The following is a 17,225-nucleotide window of genomic DNA, read 5'->3' on the forward strand; positions in this document are numbered from 1 at the left end:
TTAACCATATCTTGAGTGCCGTGCTATCAAGGGAGCAATGATGTTTCCCGGGGCACGGCACTTTCTGATATCGATTGCAGGGGCAGTCGCGGCACTTTTTGCCGTGCCGGCCGCTGCAGGCGCTTTTGCGCCGGGTTCGATCTGCACCGCCCTCGCCCCCGAAAGCGAATCGGCAGCCGATCTCGCGCGCGACTCGGCTCGCTGGGATTGCGGCAGGGTGCGTTGGCCGGTGGATGGCGAATTGGCCAGCTTCGTCCGCATCGACATGAGCGGCCGTGCGACAACGTCGGGCGATGTGCTGACCACGCGGCTGACGCGTTACCGGGAATTGTCGATCACCGCACTGGCGGCAGACGGCACCAGCGCCACTCTGGATGTGCCCACCGACGCCCTGCAATTTGCGGAAACCTCCTGGACGATGCGCATGGCGTTGCCGCATCTGGCGGGCGATGCCCCGGTTGCCGCCTATGTCGTCAAAGTCACCGGAGCGCGCCACAAGGGGCTGCTTTCGGATATCGCCATCGGTCCCGCTCCCGACGAATCGCGGGTGGGCGATCACGAACTGATCCTCGCCGCGCTCTGCGGGCTGATGCTGATGCCGCTGGTGCTTAACTTCGCGATCTTCCGCGTGCTGCGCCAGCCCTTTCCCCTGTGGCATTCGCTGGGCGTCTTCGCGATGCTGGTGCAGACCGTGGTGACCAGCGGCCTGATCAACCGCTTCCTCTCACTCTCGATCCTGCAACTCAGCCTGCTGTCATCGATAAGCTGGGCGCTGATCATCATCGCCGCGTCGCGGTTCTTCATCCACCTGCTCGAACCCGGAATGCTCGACAGGCGGCATCGCCGGCTGCTGAACGCGATGGGGCCGTGGACGATCGCCAGTTCCCTCTACTACGTCTTTGCCGGCGGCGTCCTGCTGCCCAGCGTGGCGAACGTCTACTACGCCGCGTTCCTGCCCTGCATCGGCCTGCTCGCATGGACCATGGGCACCGCCGCCTCGCGCGGGAGCCGCACGGTGTGGTTCCAGATCGTCGGCTGGGCGCCGCTGATGACCATGGGCGTGGTGCGCATCGCCTCGATGCTGGGGATGACCGGGGTGCCGCTGGGGCTGATGGCCGAACAGCACCTGTCGATCGCTTTCGAAGTGCTGGTGACCACGCTGGGCGCGGCGGACCGCTTCATGGCGATCAAGGACCAGCGCGACCGCGCGCTGACGCAAGCGCGCGTGCTGGAAAGCCTGGCCGAGCGCGATCCACTGACCGGCCTCTACAACCGCCGCGGGTTCGAGGATCGCTATACCCGCCTCGTTCTCGACGGGTTCGATACGATGGCGGTGCTCGATCTCGATCACTTCAAGTCGATCAACGACACGCGCGGCCACGCCACTGGCGATGCCGTGCTGCGCGCCGTCGCAATTGCGCTGATGCCGGACGAGGATACCGTCGTCGTGCGCATCGGCGGCGAGGAATTCCTGCTGCTGCTGCGCGGCAAGAACGGGGCCGAGCGCGCGGAACGCCGTCGTCAGGCCATCCCCGCGCGCATCGCCGCCGAAGTGGCATTGCTCGACCGGCCGGTGACCGCCAGCATGGGCCTTGTCACCGGCGCGCCGCCGATGCGCTTCAACGACCTCTACCGCAAGTGCGACCGCCTGCTCTACGAAGCCAAGGCGGCCGGGCGCAACCGCACCGAGAGCAAGTCCTTCTCAGCCGTATCGCAAAGCCCGTCCATGCCCGAACAGAACGTCGTCAGCCTGCACTGAACCGTTCGGAAACTTCCGGCGGCACGCGCATGATGCGGCTGGTTTGCTTGTCGATCATGGCCCAAGTCGTCTTGGCGGAGACGATGACCTTGCCCGCCTGATTGCGGAACTCCACACGCCGGTCGAACCGCGCGCCGGTGGGCCCTTCGGGAATGAAGGTATCCGCCGTCACGCTCTCGCCCTCGGCGATATTGCCGCGATAGTCGATCTCATGCCGGGTCACGACCCAGACGTACTTCTCGACCTGCTCGGGCGTGGCATCAGCCTCCCAGTGCGAGGTCGCGATCGCCTCCATCCACTGCACCCACACGGCATTGTTGACGTGGCCCATGACGTCGATGTCATGGGCCGTCGCCGTAAAGGTCATGGAAAAGCGGTCGCTCAAGTTTCCACACCAAGCTGCCAGAGGATGAAGGCGAATTCTTCCGCCGTTTCCTTGAGGCTTTCGAACCGGCCCGATTTGCCGCCGTGGCCCGCGCCCATGTTGGTCTTGAGGATCAGCTCGTTGCCATCCGTCTTCACCTCGCGCAGCTTGGCGACCCACTTGGCGGGCTCCCAATAGGTCACACGCGGGTCGTTGAGGCCGGCGGTCACCATCAGCGGCGGATAGCTCTGCGCCGAAACCTGATCGTAAGGCGAATAGCTGAGGATCAGTTCGAAAGCGGCCTTGTCCTCGATGGGGTTGCCCCATTCCGGCCATTCGCCCGGCGTCAGCGGCAGGCTGTCATCGAGCATGGTGTTCAGCACGTCCACGAAGGGCACGTGCGCCACCACCGCGCCGAACAGCTCGGGATCGGAGTTGATCACCGCGCCCATCAGTTCGCCGCCCGCCGATCCGCCCGAGATCGAGATCTTGCCCGCCTCGGTAAAGCCGCGCGCGATCAGCCCGCGCGCGCAATCGACGAAATCGTTGAAGGTATTGGTGCGCTTTTCCAGCTTGCCTGCCTTGTACCAGGCACGGCCGAGATCGTCGCCACCCCGGATATGCGCAATGGCATAAGCGAAACCGCGATCGACAAGGCTGAGCCGCGCGGTCGAGAAGCCCGGATCGATCGAGATGCCGTAAGCGCCGTAGGCATAGAGATGCAGCGGCCCCGCGCCCTGACGGTCACGGCGATAGACCACCGAAACCGGAACCTTGGTGCCATCCCGCGCCTCGATCTCCAGCCGCTCGGTCGCATAGAGCGAAGCGTCATAGCCCGAGGGGATTTCCTGAACCTTCAGCACGTCCAGCGTGCGCGCGGCGACGTCATAGTCGTAGACGCTCGAAGGGCTGACCATCGACTCGTAGGTCAGGCGCAGCGTCGTCACGTGCCATTCGGGATTGTTCGAAAGGCCCGCCGAATAGCTCGCCTCGGGAAACGCGATCGGCTCAACACGCGCGGGATCATCGTAGTACCGCACTTCGATCTGGTCGAGACCGGCACGGCGGCCTTCGATCACATAGAAATCGCGGAACAGGTCGGCGCCGGTCAGGTAGAATTCGTCCGTGCCCTCGATCAGCGTCGTCCACTCGCCGGGATTGGCAAGCGGGGCCGTGGCGAGGCGGAAGTTCTCGTGCGTGTCGTTGGTGTGGATGTAGAGCACGCCGTCGCGCTCATCGGCATCGTACTCGACGCCCTTCTGGCGCGGCTTGACGAGGATCTGCTCGCCCAGCGGATCGTCGGCGCGGACCATGCGGCATTCGCTGGTCTCGTGATCGCTGGTGCCGATCAGCAGCCACTGCTCGTTGGACGAGAGCGAAGAGCCGACGCGGAAGCCCTCGTCATCCTCGTGATAAAGCTCGACGTCGCTTTCCAGCGGCTGGCCCAGCCAGTGCAGGCGGGCATTGTCCGTCCGCCACTGCTCGTTGGCGAGCGAGTAGACGAGGCCCTTGTTATCGGCGACCCAGACCAATGCCGACAGCGTGCCGGGAATCTCGTCCGCCAGCAGCTCGCCGGTGGTCAGATCCTTGATCCGCGCGGTGAAGCGTTCGGAGCCGTTGTCATCCACCGAATAGGCCAGCAGCTTGCCGTCCGCGCTGGTGGAGATCGCGCCGAGGTTGAAGTAGTCCTTGCCCTCGGCCAGCGCCACTTCGTCGAGGATCAGCTCGTCCGCAGAACCGTCATCCTTGGCAGCGACGGGCCTCCGCCACCACTTCTTGTACTCGGCGCCTTCCTCGAACTCGATCCAGTAGAGGTAATCGCCGTCCTTCTGCGGCACCGACTTGTCGGCTTCCTTGATGCGCGCGCGCATTTCCTTGAACAGCAGGTCGATCTTGCCCTGCTGGCCGGCCATGCGGTGTTCGAACCACTGGTTCTCGGCCTCAAGATGCGCGAGCACCTCCTTGTCGGTGACTTCGGGATAGCCGGCATCGCGCAGCCATGCGTAATCGTCCTCGACGGTCACGCCGTGGCGGGTGAAGCTGTGCGGCTTCTTTGCCGCCTGTGGGGGACCTGCAAGGGTCTGGATGCTATCTGCCATGGGCACGATCTAGGGCCTGCCTCGCGAAAGTGGAAGAGTCGGGCATGTCGATGGATGGCTGGCGGCCGATATCGTCCACCGAGTTCTCCGCAACCAAACCCGTCGCCCCCGCGAAGGCGGGGGCCCCGCTTTCTTGATTCACGCAGAGACGCGAAGACACGGAGAGATCGTGCAGATACCCACCACGTCTCTGCGCCGCTGCGTGCCAAAAGCGGGGTCCCCGCCTTCGCGGGGACGACGAGGTGTTGAATGGAACCGTATCGCGTAGTTCCGGCCCGCTTTCTGCGCAGCAATTGGCCGCCCCGATGCTTTCCCTTCCGCGCCGCAGGTCCTATGTTGCGCCCATGACCCCCGCAAGCCGGATACCCCGATCATGTTGATGAATACCCACGAGGCGCGGCTCGATGCCCTGCGTCAGGAACTCAAGTCGCGCGGCCTCGACGGCTTCGTGATTCCCATTTCCGACGAGCATATGAGCGAATATGTCGGCGGCTATGCCCAGCGCCTCGCCTGGCTCACCGGCTTCGGCGGTTCGGCCGGTACGGCCGTGGTGCTGACCGATTCGACGCTGTCGCCGGCCGCCGCGATGTTCGTGGACGGCCGCTACACCCTACAGGTGCGCGAGCAGGTGGACGGCAAGTTCTACGCCTATGAAAGCGTGCCGCAGACCAGCGCCGCCCGCTGGCTGGGCGAGAATGCGCCCAAGGGTGCGAAGATCGGCTACGACGCCTGGCTCCATGGCTCCAAATGGGTGGAAGCCGCGCAGGCCGCGCTCGCCGCCAAGGGCGCGACGCTGGTGCCGGTGGACGGCAACCCGATCGACGCGGTGTGGCAGGACCAGCCCGCCCCCTCCCCCGCGCCGGCCGAAGTGCACGATGACAAGTTCGCCGGTGAATCGAGCAAGGCGAAGCGCGCCGCCGTTTCCGAATGGCTGACCGCGCAGGGCCTCGACGCGACGGTGATCTCCGCACTCGATTCGATCGCCTGGCTGCTCAACTTGCGCGGCACCGATGTGGAGCGCACACCGGTGGCGCTGTCCTACGTCGTCGCCCATGTCGACGGCACGGCGGACCTCTACATCGCCGAGGAGAAGGTGACGCCCGCACTGCGCCAGCATCTGGGCAACGCCGTTACCGTGAAGGCGCGTGCGGACTTCGTCGCCGGCCTGAAGAAGCTGGCCGGCAAGCGCGTCTCGGTCGATCCCGACAATGCGGTGGCGGCGATCTTCGAAACGCTGAAGGCCGCGGGCGCCACCGTGGTCGAAAACCGCGATCCCACCATCTTGCCCAAGGCGGTGAAGAACGCTGTGGAGCAGCAGGGCCAACGCGATGCGCAGGCGATCGACGGCGTGGCCATGACCCGCTTCCTCCACTGGCTCTCGGTCGAAGGGCCGAAGGGCGAAGTGACCGAGATGAGCGCGGCGGCCAAACTGCTGGAATTCCGCCAGCGCTGCGGCGACCTACGCGACCTGTCGTTCGACACGATCTCCGGCGCCGGGCCGAACGCGGCCAGCCCGCATTACCGCGTGTCCGACGAATCGAGCCTGACGCTGGAGCCGGAAAGCGTCTACCTCGTCGATTCGGGCGGCCAGTATCCCTGCGGCACCACCGACATCACCCGCACCGTGTGGATCGGGAACGGAACCCCGCTGGCCGAAGTGAAGGACCGCTTCACCCGCGTGCTGAAGGGCACCATCGCCATCGACCGCGCGGTCTTCCCCAAGGGCACCTCCGGCAGCCAGCTCGATGCCCTTGCCCGCCAGTTCCTGTGGCAGGTCGGCCTCGACTACGCGCACGGCACCGGCCATGGCGTCGGCAGCTTCCTCTCGGTCCACGAAGGGCCGCAGCGCATCGCCAAGTCGGCGGGCGGGCAGGCCGGCACCGCGCAGGACCTGATCCCCGGCATGATCCTCAGCGATGAGCCGGGCTACTACAAGGCCGGCGAATACGGCATCCGCATCGAAAACCTCGTGCTGGTCGAAAAGCGCGAGTTCCCCGGTGCGGACGGCGAATACTACGGCTTCGAAACGCTCACTTTCGCGCCGATCGAGCGCCGCCTGGTCGATACCGCGCTGTTCACGGCGGATGAGACGGCGTGGTGGAACGCCTATCACGCCCGCGTGCTGCAGGTGATCGGCCCGCAGCTTTCCGCGCCCGAGGACGCGGCGACGCTGGCGTGGCTGGAAGCGCAGTGCGCCGCTCTCTAACCTTGTAGCGGGACTGCCGCAGCGGTAGCTTCCTTCCGGCAAGCGCATTGCCGGAAGGAAGCGCCGATGACCAATCCCGTTCATGACCTGAGGACCCATCCGGTCCACCTTGGCCTTGGCGCCAGAGCCGAAGCCCAGCCCGCCTTTACCGGCATGGAATGGTACACCGCCTACTCCGCGCGCACTGCGGCGGACGGTGCCGAAGGGCGGCTGGTGTCAATGTACGACTTTTCCGAAAGCTGGGATTCGTGGGAGATGCATCCCGCCGGCGACGAACTGGTCGTCTGCCTTTCCGGCGAAATCACCCTGCACCAGCAGCTGCGCGACGGGACCGAGCGGACCGTGACGATCGGCCCGGGCCAATATGCCATCAATCCCCCCGGCGCATGGCATACGGCCGATGTTGCCGGGCCGGTATCCGCGCTGTTCGTGACGGCGGGCGAAGGCACGCAGAACCGTCCGCGCTAGAGAGGGAGGCCGAAGCTTGCATCCGGCTGAACACAAGTCCAAACCTGTGACAATTGACGACAATAAATCAGGACGGCGGCACAACTGCGCGACAAGCACCGGGTAGAACAAGCCATGAAAGCCGCGGGGCAAATCTTCCCCCTCCCTTCCCTTGCCCCGTGGCTTTCGCCTTCGTACCGGCGCCGTATCGCCGACGGGCCGCTTTTGACGGAAGAGTCGAGAAACAAGATGACCCACCGCCTGACCAAGCTCGCCATCGGTCTTTCCGCCGCAGCGCTCGCCATTGGCGGCGTTGCCTGTGCGCAAACGCCCTCCTCACCGCCCCCTCCGCCGCGCGGGGGAGATTTCCGCATGGATGCCAATGGTGACGGCACGATCACCCGCGCCGAAGCGCAAGCCGCCGCCGAAGCCCAGTTCGCCCGGCTTGACGTCAACAAGGACGGCAAGATCGATCAGGCCGACCGTGACGCCCGTCGCACCCAGATGCGCGAAGAGCAGTTCAAGCGGCTGGACACCAACAACGACGGCACGATTTCCAAGGCTGAATTCATGGCCGATCGCGGTCCGAAGGATTGGCACCGCGGTGGCCCCGAAAGCCGTCCCGACATGCCGCCCCCGCCCGAAGGCGCCGCGCCCCCTGCCGGCGCGCCCGGCAAGCACGGCCCGATGCGCGGCCCCGGACGCGGTGGCCCCGGCCACTGGGGTGGACGCGGCCCTGGTGACATGTACGGCATGGCCGATGCGGACGGTGACCGCTCCGTCACCAAGGCCGAGTTCATGGCCGCCGCCATGAAGCGCTTCGACGCGATGGACACCAACCATGACGGCCAGGTCACCAAGGAAGAGCGTCAGGCCGCCCATCAGAAGATGCGCACCGAACGCCGCGGCCCGCCCGAGGGCAGCGCTCCGCCCCCGCCGGCATCCACGCCGGCAAAATAAGTCCCGTTCGAACGGATAGCGATGACCGATACCACACCTGTCCGCCTGCTCCTCGTCGATGACGAGGCGGCACTCAGAGAACCCCTGGCCGAGTACCTCTCGCGCCAGGGGTTTGCCGTAAGTCAGGCCCAGAGCGCCGCCGAGGCCCGCAGCCTGCTGCGCGACGAGAAGCCCGATCTTGTCCTGCTGGACATCATGATGCCCGGCGAGGACGGCCTCTCGCTCTGCCGCCATCTGGTGGAGACGCAGGACGTGCCGGTGATCTTCCTCACCGCGCGAGGCGAGGCGACCGACCGCATCGTCGGGCTGGAAATCGGCGCCGACGACTATGTGGTGAAACCGTTCGAACCGCGCGAACTGGTGGCCCGCATCCGCAGCGTGCTGCGCCGCGCCAACCGCACCGCCGCCGCCGCGCCGGAGAACGAAGTCTTCGTCTTCGAAAGCTGGCAGCTCGATCCGCTGAAGCGCCGCCTTACCGATGCCGAAGGCGCCTCGGTCGCCATCTCCTCGGTCGAATTCCGCCTGCTGATGGCGTTCCTGGAACACCCCCGGCAAGTGCTCAACCGCGACCGCCTGCTGGACATGGTGCAGGGCCGCGAGGCGCATCTGTTCGACCGCGCCGTGGACAATCAGGTGAGCCGCCTGCGCCGCAAGATCGAGGTCGATTCCCGCAATCCGCAACTGATCCAGACGGTGTGGGGCGGCGGCTACATGCTGGCCGCCGACGTGCGCCGCATGGCCGCCCCGGCGGAGTGAAAGCGCGCACCCGCATGACCTCTCTCCGCCCGCGTTTACCCCGGCCCCACAGCCTGATGGGCCAGATGCTGCTGGCCGTCGCCGCCGCGCTGCTGCTGGTGCAGGGCCTCGGCGCCTTCCTGGTCTATCGCGCCCAGCGTGAGGGGTACGAGGCGGGCATGCTCAATGCCGCCGTGTTCCGCCTGATCATGGAAACGCGCGGCCCCCGGGGGATCATGCGCCACCAGAACGGCCCGCGCGGCGATTCGCCCGGCCCGCTTTCGGGGCCGCCGCCGAAGGGCTATCACCTCGAATACAGCACCAGCTCCCCGGCGATGGCGGGTGAGGCGCGCGATGCCGAGGCGGAAGCGGATCTGGCCAAGATCCTCGCCGATCAGGATTTCGCGGTCCACGATGTCGTCGTCGTCCACCGCGCCGCGGGGCACGACCGCTATGCCCGCCGCGGTTTGATGCGCCGCGCTGCCAGTTATGGCCTCTCTCCGGACGAGACTTCCGGGCTGATGCGCTCCAACCTGATGGTGGTGGGCGTCCGCACGGCGGAGGATAGCAGCTGGATCGTCGCCCGCGTGCGCGCGCCGCGCCCCGAAAACGTGCTGCTCGGCCCGATCCTGATCCAGACCCTGAGCATCTACGCGGTGCTGATGGTCGCGGTTACGCTGATCCTGCGCCGCATCACCCGGCCGCTGGCCGCGCTGACCCGCCGCCTCGAACGATTCGCCAGCACGCAGGACCTCGACGGCCAGTTGCCGCCCTCCGGCCCGGAGGACATGCAGCGGCTGATCGTCGCCCACAACGCCATGGAATCACGCATCGCCGCCCTGCTGGACGAGAAGGACGTGATGCTGGGCGCCATCGGGCATGACCTCAAGACGCCGCTGGCAGCCCTGCGGGTACGCATCGAATCGGTTTCCGACGATGTCGAGCGCGGCCGTATGGCAACCACGATCGAGGATATCGTCCGCACTCTGGACGACATCCTCTCGCTCGCCCGCGTCGGCCGCCCAAGCGACCCGCTGGAACGCACCGAACTCTCCGCCCTGATGTTCTCGGTGATCGAGGAATACGAGGACATGGGCGAACCCGTCGAAGTGGGCGACACCGAACGCATTGCGCTGGAACTGCGCCCCACCTGGATCCGCCGCGCGCTGCGCAACCTGATCGGCAATGCCCTGCGCTACGGCGACCGCGCCCGCGTCTCGCTGTCGCGTGAAGGCCGCACCGCCGTGATCGTGATCGACGACGACGGCCCCGGCATCGCCGAAGACCAGATCCACGCGATGATGAACCCCTTCACGCGCGGCGACCCGTCGCGCAACAGCGCTACCGGCGGTGCCGGCCTCGGCCTCGCGCTAGCCCGCGCGATTGCCGAACAGCACGGCGGCGCGCTGGTGCTGGCGAACCGGATGGCAGCGGACGGAACAGTCGAAGGCCTGAGGGCGAAAGTCGAACTGCCGGTCGGTTAAAAGAAGACAAGAGAAGTCCTGGGGGATGATCCCCCCGGCATCTCCTGACTTTCCCCAATGCCCTGCCCGAAGCGGTCCGGACTATCTCTGCGGCATCCTTCTAAGTTCGCAACCGGAGCAGACCATGGCGAAGCGACCCAATATTCTCGTGATCTGGGGTGACGACATCGGCTGGCAGAATGTCAGCGCTTACGGCATGGGCACGATGGGCTACACGACGCCCAACATCGATCGCGTCGGCTATGAAGGGATCCGCTTCACCGATCACTATGCCCAGCAAAGCTGCACGGCCGGCCGTGCAGCTTTCATCACCGGCCAATATCCGATCCGTTCCGGCATGGTTACCGTGGGCCAGCCGGGCGATCCGCTCGGCCTGCAACCGGCCTCGCCCTGCCTCGCCGAAGTGCTCAAGGAAGTGGGTTATCGCACCGGCCATTTCGGCAAAAGCCATCTCGGCGACCGCAATGAGCACTTGCCGACCAATCACGGCTTCGACGAGTTCTTCGGCAACCTCTATCACCTCAACGTCTCGGAGGAGGACGAGCAGCGCGACTACCAGAACTTCGCCAAGGCCTATGCGGGAAGCCTGGAGGCCTACGAAGAGAAGTTCGGCGCGCGCGGCGTGATCCACAGCTGGGCCACCGATGTCGACGATCCGACCGAGGATCCGCGCTTCGGCAAGATCGGCAAGCAGAAGATCGTCGATACCGGGCCGCTGCATCAGGAACGCATGCACGAGGTGGACGAGAAGGAATTCATCCCGCCCGCGCTCGAATTCATGAAGAACGCGAAGGATGCGGACGAGCCGTTCTTCGTTTGGCTCAACACCAGTCGCATGCACCTCTACACCCGTCTCAACGACAAGTGGCGCTACGCGGCCGAGAAATACACCTCGGAAGCCGATCTTCACGGATCGGGCATGCTGCAGCACGATCACGACGTGGGTATCGTGCTCGACTGGCTGAAGGAGAACGGCCTCGAGGAAGACACGATCGTCTGGTACTCGACTGATAATGGCCCCGAGCATTCGTCCTGGCCGCATGGCGCGACGACGCCGTGGCGCGGCGAGAAAATGACGACCTACGAGGGCGGCGTACGGGTCATTTCGATGCTGCGCTGGCCAGGCGTGATCGAGCCGTTGCAGCTCAAGAACGGCATTCAATGCCATCAGGACATGTTCACCACGCTAGCCAAGGCGGCCGGTGTGGACGATGTGCAAGGGAAGGTCCTTTCCGAAAAGAACCAGTACATCGATGGTATCGACAATCTCGACTACTGGCTGGGCAAAGCCGAGGAATCCGCGAGAAACCACGTGTTCCACTACAACGAGTCCAAGTTGACAGCGATGCGGATGGGCCCGTGGAAATGGCACTTCTCGACCAACGAGGACTATTACGGAAACATGATCGGCCGCTCGAAGCCGCTGGTGTTCAACATCCGCATGGATCCCTTCGAAAGCTACGACAATTCCGACTCCTACGGCCACCTGCTCCAGAAAGTCTCGTGGCAGACGAGCGTGCTGGGCGAACTGATGAAGGATCACCTTACGACGCTCGCGAAGTATCCGCCGGTACAGGGCGGCAAGAGCTTCGACATGTCGAACGTGGTCGAACAGTTCATGAGCAAGGGTCACGACTAGCAAGATCGGCACCGGGCGGCGTGTTGTCGCTGCCCGGTGCACACCGGTTTGAGGAGGGGCGCAGTTGCTGGAGGCGATCGGTGAATTGCTACCCTTGGCGGTCGGCGTGTCGATCAGCCCGCTGCCGATCATCGCCATGATCGTGCTGCTGATGTCGCCCAATGCCTCGATGTCGGCTCCGGCTTTCCTGGTAGGGTGGATGATCGCCATCGCGGCAGCCTTGATCCTGTTCGGCAGCCTGGCCGGGCTCGGTTTCGGAAAAGGCGGCAGCGGGATTGTCGCGGCGGTGAAAATGGCTCTTGGCGCCGGCCTGCTGTTTCTTGCGTGGAAAGAATGGCGGGCCCGGCCGCGCCGGGGCGAGACCGCCCAGCTTCCCCACTGGCTTGAAGCCGTGGAGAAGATGGGCCCGTTCGCGGCCGGCGGACTGGGGTTCGGCATCTATGCGGCGAATCCCAAGAATTTGACCGTCGGTATCGCGGCAGGCGTGGCCTTCGGTCAATTCCGGCTTCCGGCGGGCCAGGCTGCCCTCGTTTGCCTGGTCTATGTGCTGATTGCTGCGAGCACCGTAGTCGTGCCTGTGATCGGCTATTTCGTGGCTCGGGAACGGGTGCGGCCTTGGCTTGACGAGATGCGTGACTGGCTCACCCAGCATAACGCAGCGGTCATGGCAGTGCTGCTGCTGATCGTGGGGGCCATGATGTTCGGCAAAGGGGTTTCGTCACTCACTTTGTAAGGCGAATCTGGCCCGCGGCACTTAGAGACCGTTTGAAAATTCGCGAAATGCGAATTTTGCGGCACCGGCCCTCTCCCCCACCCTACCACCCATCGGTAGTATCCTGCGGGTGGTAGGGTGGGGGAGCGGGCCGGTGCCGCCTCAAAAATGCCCCTGCGGGCATTTTTCAAACGGACTCTTAGCCAGACGCTCAATATAATCTCTTCACAGAGTCGTATGAATGCCGCCCAAGCAACGCTGACCGTCCGCTTTCGGGGCTCGCCGAAGTGGCGGCCGAAAGACCTGTTTAGAGCATTTTCTAATCAGGTCGAATCACCTGATGACTCGGAAAATGCGCCAAACCAAAAACTTAGAGAAGTCGATCCGGCGCAGTCGGGTTGAAAACTGCTCTAGGGCGCAAACCGACCTTCCCTCCCCATCGCATCCCCCCCTATTTCATCGCCACGAAATCCGCATCGATCTGCGTGCCGACCAGATCGTCGAGCAGCCCGCAATTGCGCACCCGCTCGCTGGCGCGCGCCAGTTCCAGAGCGCCCGGCGTTCCGGCAAGGCTTGGCCCGAAGTCGCGGGTGATCTGTGCGGCCTTCTCCACCGAGCAGTAGCGGCCCAGCATCTGCGGCAGGCGGGCGGAGAAGAACTGGCCGCCGCTGGCCGTGACCAGGTCGTCCAGATGCGCCAACGCCCATTGATAGCCGATATCGCGCGTGGCGCTGCGGGCCATGATGCCGTCGAGGAAACTCAGCCGCTCGCCTTCGCGCAGGCGCGGGTCTTTCAGGTCGAGCAGCCATGAGGCCAGCTTCACGTCACTGGTCCGCGCCGCCGCCGCCAGTGCGGCCGGGCGGAACACCGGATCGTCCGAAGACAACGCCCGCTCCACCAGATCGCGCGCGGCATCGGCGCCTTTCTGGAACAAGTAAACGTCCAGCGCATGGTCCATCCATGCCGGGTCCAGCGCGGCGCTGTCCCCCTTCAGATAGGCCTGCATCGCCTGTGCCAGTTGGTCGCGCAGCTTGCCGCCGCGACTGGTCGCCAGCAGCGCCTCCACCACCTGCACGCGGCGCTGGATGCGCGCGGGCGCCTCATGCACATAGACGCCGGCGCGCGGATCGAAGCCATATTCTTTCAGCAGCGGCACATAGAGCCGTTCGCGCAGCACATTGAACCCCAGCCGCCCGCGCCCAGTGACAAGGCCCTGCATGACGTAGCGCGACAGCGCCTCGAACGGCGCATCGGCGGCATGGGGATCGGGATGACGGATCAGCGCGCGGGCGAGCAACGCCATCTCCGACACGTTACCGCGTCCGCTCCGGATCGAGGCATCGAGCGAATCGACCAGCGACAGCGCCTCCCCGGCCGGCAGGCTTCCTGCGGCTGCAATCAGCGACTGCCAGTGCCCGGCCGCCAGTTCGAAGCGATAGTATCCGGCCCCGCCGGCATTGGGAAAGACTGGCCCGCTACCCGGCACGGTGAAGGACTGGTTCTGCCGATCCATGATCGTGCAGCTCCTCTGCGCGCCGCGCCGGAAGCAGAGCGGAATGATCCACTTCCCCGGCGGGGGAGCGATGCCGGCGGTGGTGTAGCGCAGCTGGGTCACAGCCACGCGGTCGCCCTGCTGCCTGATTGCCAGCAAGGGCACGCCCTGCTGCTCCACGAAGCTGCGCAAGGCGGGCACCAGCCGGGGATCGCCGGCAACTTCGGCCAGCGCCGCGAAGAAATCGTCACTGGTGGCGTTGCCCCCGCGATGGGCGGCGATGTAGCGGCGCACGCCTTCGCGAAAGCGATCCTCGCCCAGCCATCCGGCGATCATCGAAACGACTTGGCCGCCCTTGCCGTAGGTGATGGCATCGAAGGCGGAATCGATCCGGTCACTGGTCTCGATCGGTTGGCGGACCGGGCGCCCGGCGACAAGCGCGTCGATCTCCATCGCCTCGAACCCCGCCTGCAGCGCGTCCCCGGCGATGCCCAGGTCCGGCCGCCACTGGTCGCCCATGCGGTAGCCGATCCAGTTGGCAAAGCTTTCGTTCAGCCAGATGTCGTCCCACCAGGCGGGGGTGACCAGATCGCCGAACCACTGATGGCCCAGTTCGTGGCCGACGATGGTACCGAACAGGCGCTGCTGCTCCACCGGCGCGGCGGCATCCATCACCAGAATGTCGTCGCGGTAGAGGTCCGCCCCGGCGTTCTCCATGCCGCCCGGCAGCACGGGGCTGGTGATCTGGTCCAGCTTGGGAAAGGGAAAGGGTTCGCCGAAGAAGTCCTCAAGCTGGGTGACGATCCGCGCGCTGCCGTCGAGCGCGAAGGCCAGTTTTCCCGCGTTCTGGCGGGTGGAGACGATGCGCAGAGGCAGCGGCGCCGATCGTTCGGCACTGGGCGGGACGGCACCCTCCAACGTGGCAAAAGGCCCGAGCATGACCGCCAGCAGGTAAGTCGGCAGCGGCAGGCTGGGCGCAAAGCGATGGACGGCAAGGCCGTTCTCGATCTGCGGCGCGCCCGCTTCCGGCGCATTGCTGATCGCGGTCAGGCCAGGCGGGGTGCGCAGGGTCAGCGTGAACGGCGTCTTGAAACCGGGCTGGTCGAACCCTGGAAAGGCAGCACGCGCGTCGATCGACTGGAACTGGCTCCAGACGTACCATGCCCCTTCGACGTTGACGCGGAACAGGCCGGAGGGTCCGTTGGCAAAGGCGGCGCCGTAGTCGAAGCTGAGCGTGACGGGTCCGGCGGGGAGATCGCGGTCGAAAGTGACCTCGGCCAGACCATTGGCATCGAGCTGTCGCCAATGGCCGATCAGCGTTTCGCCGCCAAAGCGCGCGGTGACTTTGCCCACATCGAGGTCGCGGCCGTGCAGGTACACTTTAGGTGCACTTCTGGTCACGTTCAGGTCGATCTCGACACGGCCCGAAAAACGCGGATTTTCAGGGTCGAGAGTCAGGTCGATCCGATAGGACGTGGGCCGCACGGCATCGCTGAGCCGCCCGAACGGCAAGTCGGGCGCCGCCTGCGAAACGATGGGAGCAGCCTCCTGCGCCCAGATCTGTCCCGGCGCGAAAAGCAGCGCCGAAGAGAAAGCCAGACGACAGGAAACCCTCACCAATTCAGCGCATCAGGCCGCCGAGAAGATTGCGGGCGAACCGGCCGAGCCCCGGAAAACCGATGGCCTTGCCCAAGGCGTCGCCCACCGTCCCCGCCGCCGCGCTGGCCGCCGAAGCCTGCGGATTCGCGCGACTTTTCTTGCCCTGCATCGACTGAGCAAGGATCGACCCCGCACTCGCCGCCGCCGCACCCGCCGCCGCCTTGGCCACTTTGCCGCCAAGCCCCTCCCAGAGACTGGGGCTCTTGCGTTCCTGCTTGCCGACTTCGGCAGCGCCCTTTTCCGCCACTTCCTGCGCGGTTGCCGCAGCGTCGGCGGCCTTGGCAGCCAGCACTTCCTCGGCGCTTTCGCGGTTTACGGGGGTGTCGTACTTGCCTTGATACGGGCTGATCGACTGGATGATCGCCCGCTCCTTGGCGTCCACCGGCCCCAGCCGCGAGCGCGGCGGCGCGATCAGCGTGCGCTGGACGATCGAGGGCACGCCTTCGTCATCAAGCGTGGAAACCAGCGCTTCGCCGACCTTCAACTCGGTGATCGCTTCCACGACATTCAGCGCCGGATTGATGCGGAACGTATCCGCCGCCGCCTTGATCGCTTTCTGGTCGCGCGGGGTGAAAGCGCGCAAGGCATGCTGCACGCGGTTGCCCAGCTGGCCCGCGATATCCTCAGGGATATCGATGGGATTCTGCGAGATGAAGTAGACACCCACCCCCTTTGAGCGGACGAGGCGGACGACCTGCTCCACCTTGTCCTGCAGCGCCTTGGGCGCATCATCGAACAGCAGGTGCGCCTCGTCGAAGAAGAACACCAGTTTCGGCTTTTCGGGATCGCCCACCTCGGGCAGCACCTCGAACAGTTCGGACAGCAGCCAGAGCAGGAACGTGGCGTAGAGCTTGGGGCTGCGCATCAGCTTATCGGCAGCCAGGATGTTGATGTAGCCGCGCCCCTTATCGTCGCAGCGGATGAAATCGGCGATTTCCAGCGCCGGTTCGCCGAAGAACTGCGCCGCGCCCTGGCTGTCCAATGCCAGCAGCTGGCGCTGGATCGTGCCGACACTGGCCTTGGTGATATTGCCGTATTTGGTGGAAAGCTCCGCCGCGTTCTCCGCCGCATGGGCCAGCATCGCCTGCAAATCGGGCAGGTCGAGCAGTAGCAAGCCCTGTTCGTCGGCATAGCGGAAGACGACGTTGAGCACGCCTTCCTGCGTGTCGTTGAGGTCCATCAGCCGCGAGAGCAGCAGCGGCCCCATTTCGGAGATCGTGGTGCGGACGGGATGGCCCTGCTCACCGTAGATGTCCCAGAAAATCGCCGGATTGTCGGAATAGCCATAGTCCGTCAGGCCTATTTCCTTGGCCCGGGCTTCCAGAATGGCGGCGTTCTTGAACTGCGGGCTGCCGGACATGGAGATGCCCGAAAGGTCCCCCTTCACATCGGCAAGGAACACCGGCACGCCGGCGGCGGAAAACTGTTCGGCAATCGTCTGCAGCGTCACCGTCTTGCCGGTGCCCGTGGCGCCCGCGATCAGGCCGTGACGATTGGCGCGACCAAGGTGCAGGACCTGCCGTTCACCGTTGGCACCGAGTCCCAGGAAAATCTCTTCCATTCATGCCTCCTTGCACCATTCGAAGGTGATAGAGCGCAGGTTGGGCAAGGGCGAGAGGGATTTTGGCGGACCCGCCACTTGATCGCTCCCGGGCGATAAACGCGTGCG

12 protein-coding genes are annotated in these 17,225 nt (G+C 65.3%); 8 read left to right on the forward strand and 4 right to left on the reverse strand.

Features of this window, described 5'->3' with window-relative positions:
• Window positions 1–103 precede the first annotated feature (103 nt).
• Window positions 104–1,759: a sensor domain-containing diguanylate cyclase gene (locus ACZ1JC_RS10290; RefSeq protein ID WP_465136951.1), complete on the forward strand. Its 1,656-nt coding sequence runs from the start codon at window positions 104–106 to the stop codon at window positions 1,757–1,759.
• Here ACZ1JC_RS10290 and ACZ1JC_RS10295 read toward each other — a convergent pair.
• Together ACZ1JC_RS10295 and ACZ1JC_RS10300 are read right to left on the reverse strand one after the other, a co-directional pair.
• Window positions 1,746–2,144: an acyl-CoA thioesterase gene (locus ACZ1JC_RS10295; RefSeq protein WP_465148413.1), complete on the reverse strand. Its 399-nt coding sequence runs from the start codon at window positions 2,142–2,144 to the stop codon at window positions 1,746–1,748. The genes ACZ1JC_RS10290 and ACZ1JC_RS10295 overlap by 14 nt on opposite strands.
• A complete protein-coding gene (locus tag ACZ1JC_RS10300) occupies window positions 2,141–4,222 on the reverse strand; it encodes a S9 family peptidase (RefSeq protein WP_465136949.1) in 2,082 nt (693 codons plus the stop codon). Before ACZ1JC_RS10300 ends, ACZ1JC_RS10295 begins: the two co-directional genes overlap by 4 nt.
• Before the next feature lie 373 nt (window positions 4,223–4,595).
• Here ACZ1JC_RS10300 and ACZ1JC_RS10305 point away from each other — a divergent pair, with 373 nt between their 5' ends.
• From ACZ1JC_RS10305 to ACZ1JC_RS10335, 7 genes are all read left to right on the forward strand, one after another.
• On the forward strand, window positions 4,596–6,428 hold the full coding sequence (locus tag ACZ1JC_RS10305) for an aminopeptidase P family protein (protein WP_465136948.1): 1,833 nt from the start codon (window positions 4,596–4,598) through the stop codon (window positions 6,426–6,428).
• A gap of 66 nt (window positions 6,429–6,494) precedes the next feature.
• Window positions 6,495–6,896 (forward strand): cupin domain-containing protein, encoded by a 402-nt coding sequence (locus ACZ1JC_RS10310; protein ID WP_465136947.1) that lies wholly within the window; start codon window positions 6,495–6,497, stop codon window positions 6,894–6,896.
• A 351-nt stretch (window positions 6,897–7,247) separates the two neighbouring features.
• Window positions 7,248–7,835 carry an EF-hand domain-containing protein gene (locus tag ACZ1JC_RS10315; protein ID WP_465138628.1) on the forward strand — a complete coding sequence of 196 codons (588 nt, stop codon included), beginning with the start codon at window positions 7,248–7,250 and terminating at the stop codon, window positions 7,833–7,835.
• A 21-nt stretch (window positions 7,836–7,856) separates the two neighbouring features.
• Entirely contained in the window at window positions 7,857–8,591 is a 735-nt protein-coding gene (locus tag ACZ1JC_RS10320; protein WP_465136946.1) for a response regulator, read from the forward strand.
• Window positions 8,592–8,605: 14 nt separating this feature from the next.
• Window positions 8,606–10,054, forward strand: a complete 1,449-nt coding sequence (locus ACZ1JC_RS10325; RefSeq protein ID WP_465136945.1) for an ATP-binding protein — start codon at window positions 8,606–8,608, stop codon at window positions 10,052–10,054.
• Window positions 10,055–10,178: 124 nt separating this feature from the next.
• Window positions 10,179–11,693, forward strand: a complete 1,515-nt coding sequence (locus ACZ1JC_RS10330; protein WP_465136944.1) for an arylsulfatase — start codon at window positions 10,179–10,181, stop codon at window positions 11,691–11,693.
• Between the two features lie 64 nt (window positions 11,694–11,757).
• Window positions 11,758–12,426, forward strand: coding sequence for a GAP family protein (locus tag ACZ1JC_RS10335; protein WP_465136943.1), 669 nt, complete (start codon window positions 11,758–11,760; stop codon window positions 12,424–12,426).
• Between the two features lie 430 nt (window positions 12,427–12,856).
• Here ACZ1JC_RS10335 and ACZ1JC_RS10340 read toward each other — a convergent pair whose 3' ends face one another.
• Window positions 12,857–15,514 (reverse strand): M1 family metallopeptidase, encoded by a 2,658-nt coding sequence (locus ACZ1JC_RS10340; RefSeq protein WP_465136942.1) that lies wholly within the window; start codon window positions 15,512–15,514, stop codon window positions 12,857–12,859.
• Window positions 15,515–15,518: 4 nt separating this feature from the next.
• Window positions 15,519–17,117 carry a helicase HerA-like domain-containing protein gene (locus ACZ1JC_RS10345; protein ID WP_465136941.1) on the reverse strand — a complete coding sequence of 533 codons (1,599 nt, stop codon included), beginning with the start codon at window positions 17,115–17,117 and terminating at the stop codon, window positions 15,519–15,521.
• Between the last annotated feature and the right edge of the window lie 108 nt (window positions 17,118–17,225).

Source organism: Sphingomonas sp. BL-S-28 (genome assembly GCF_055521515.1).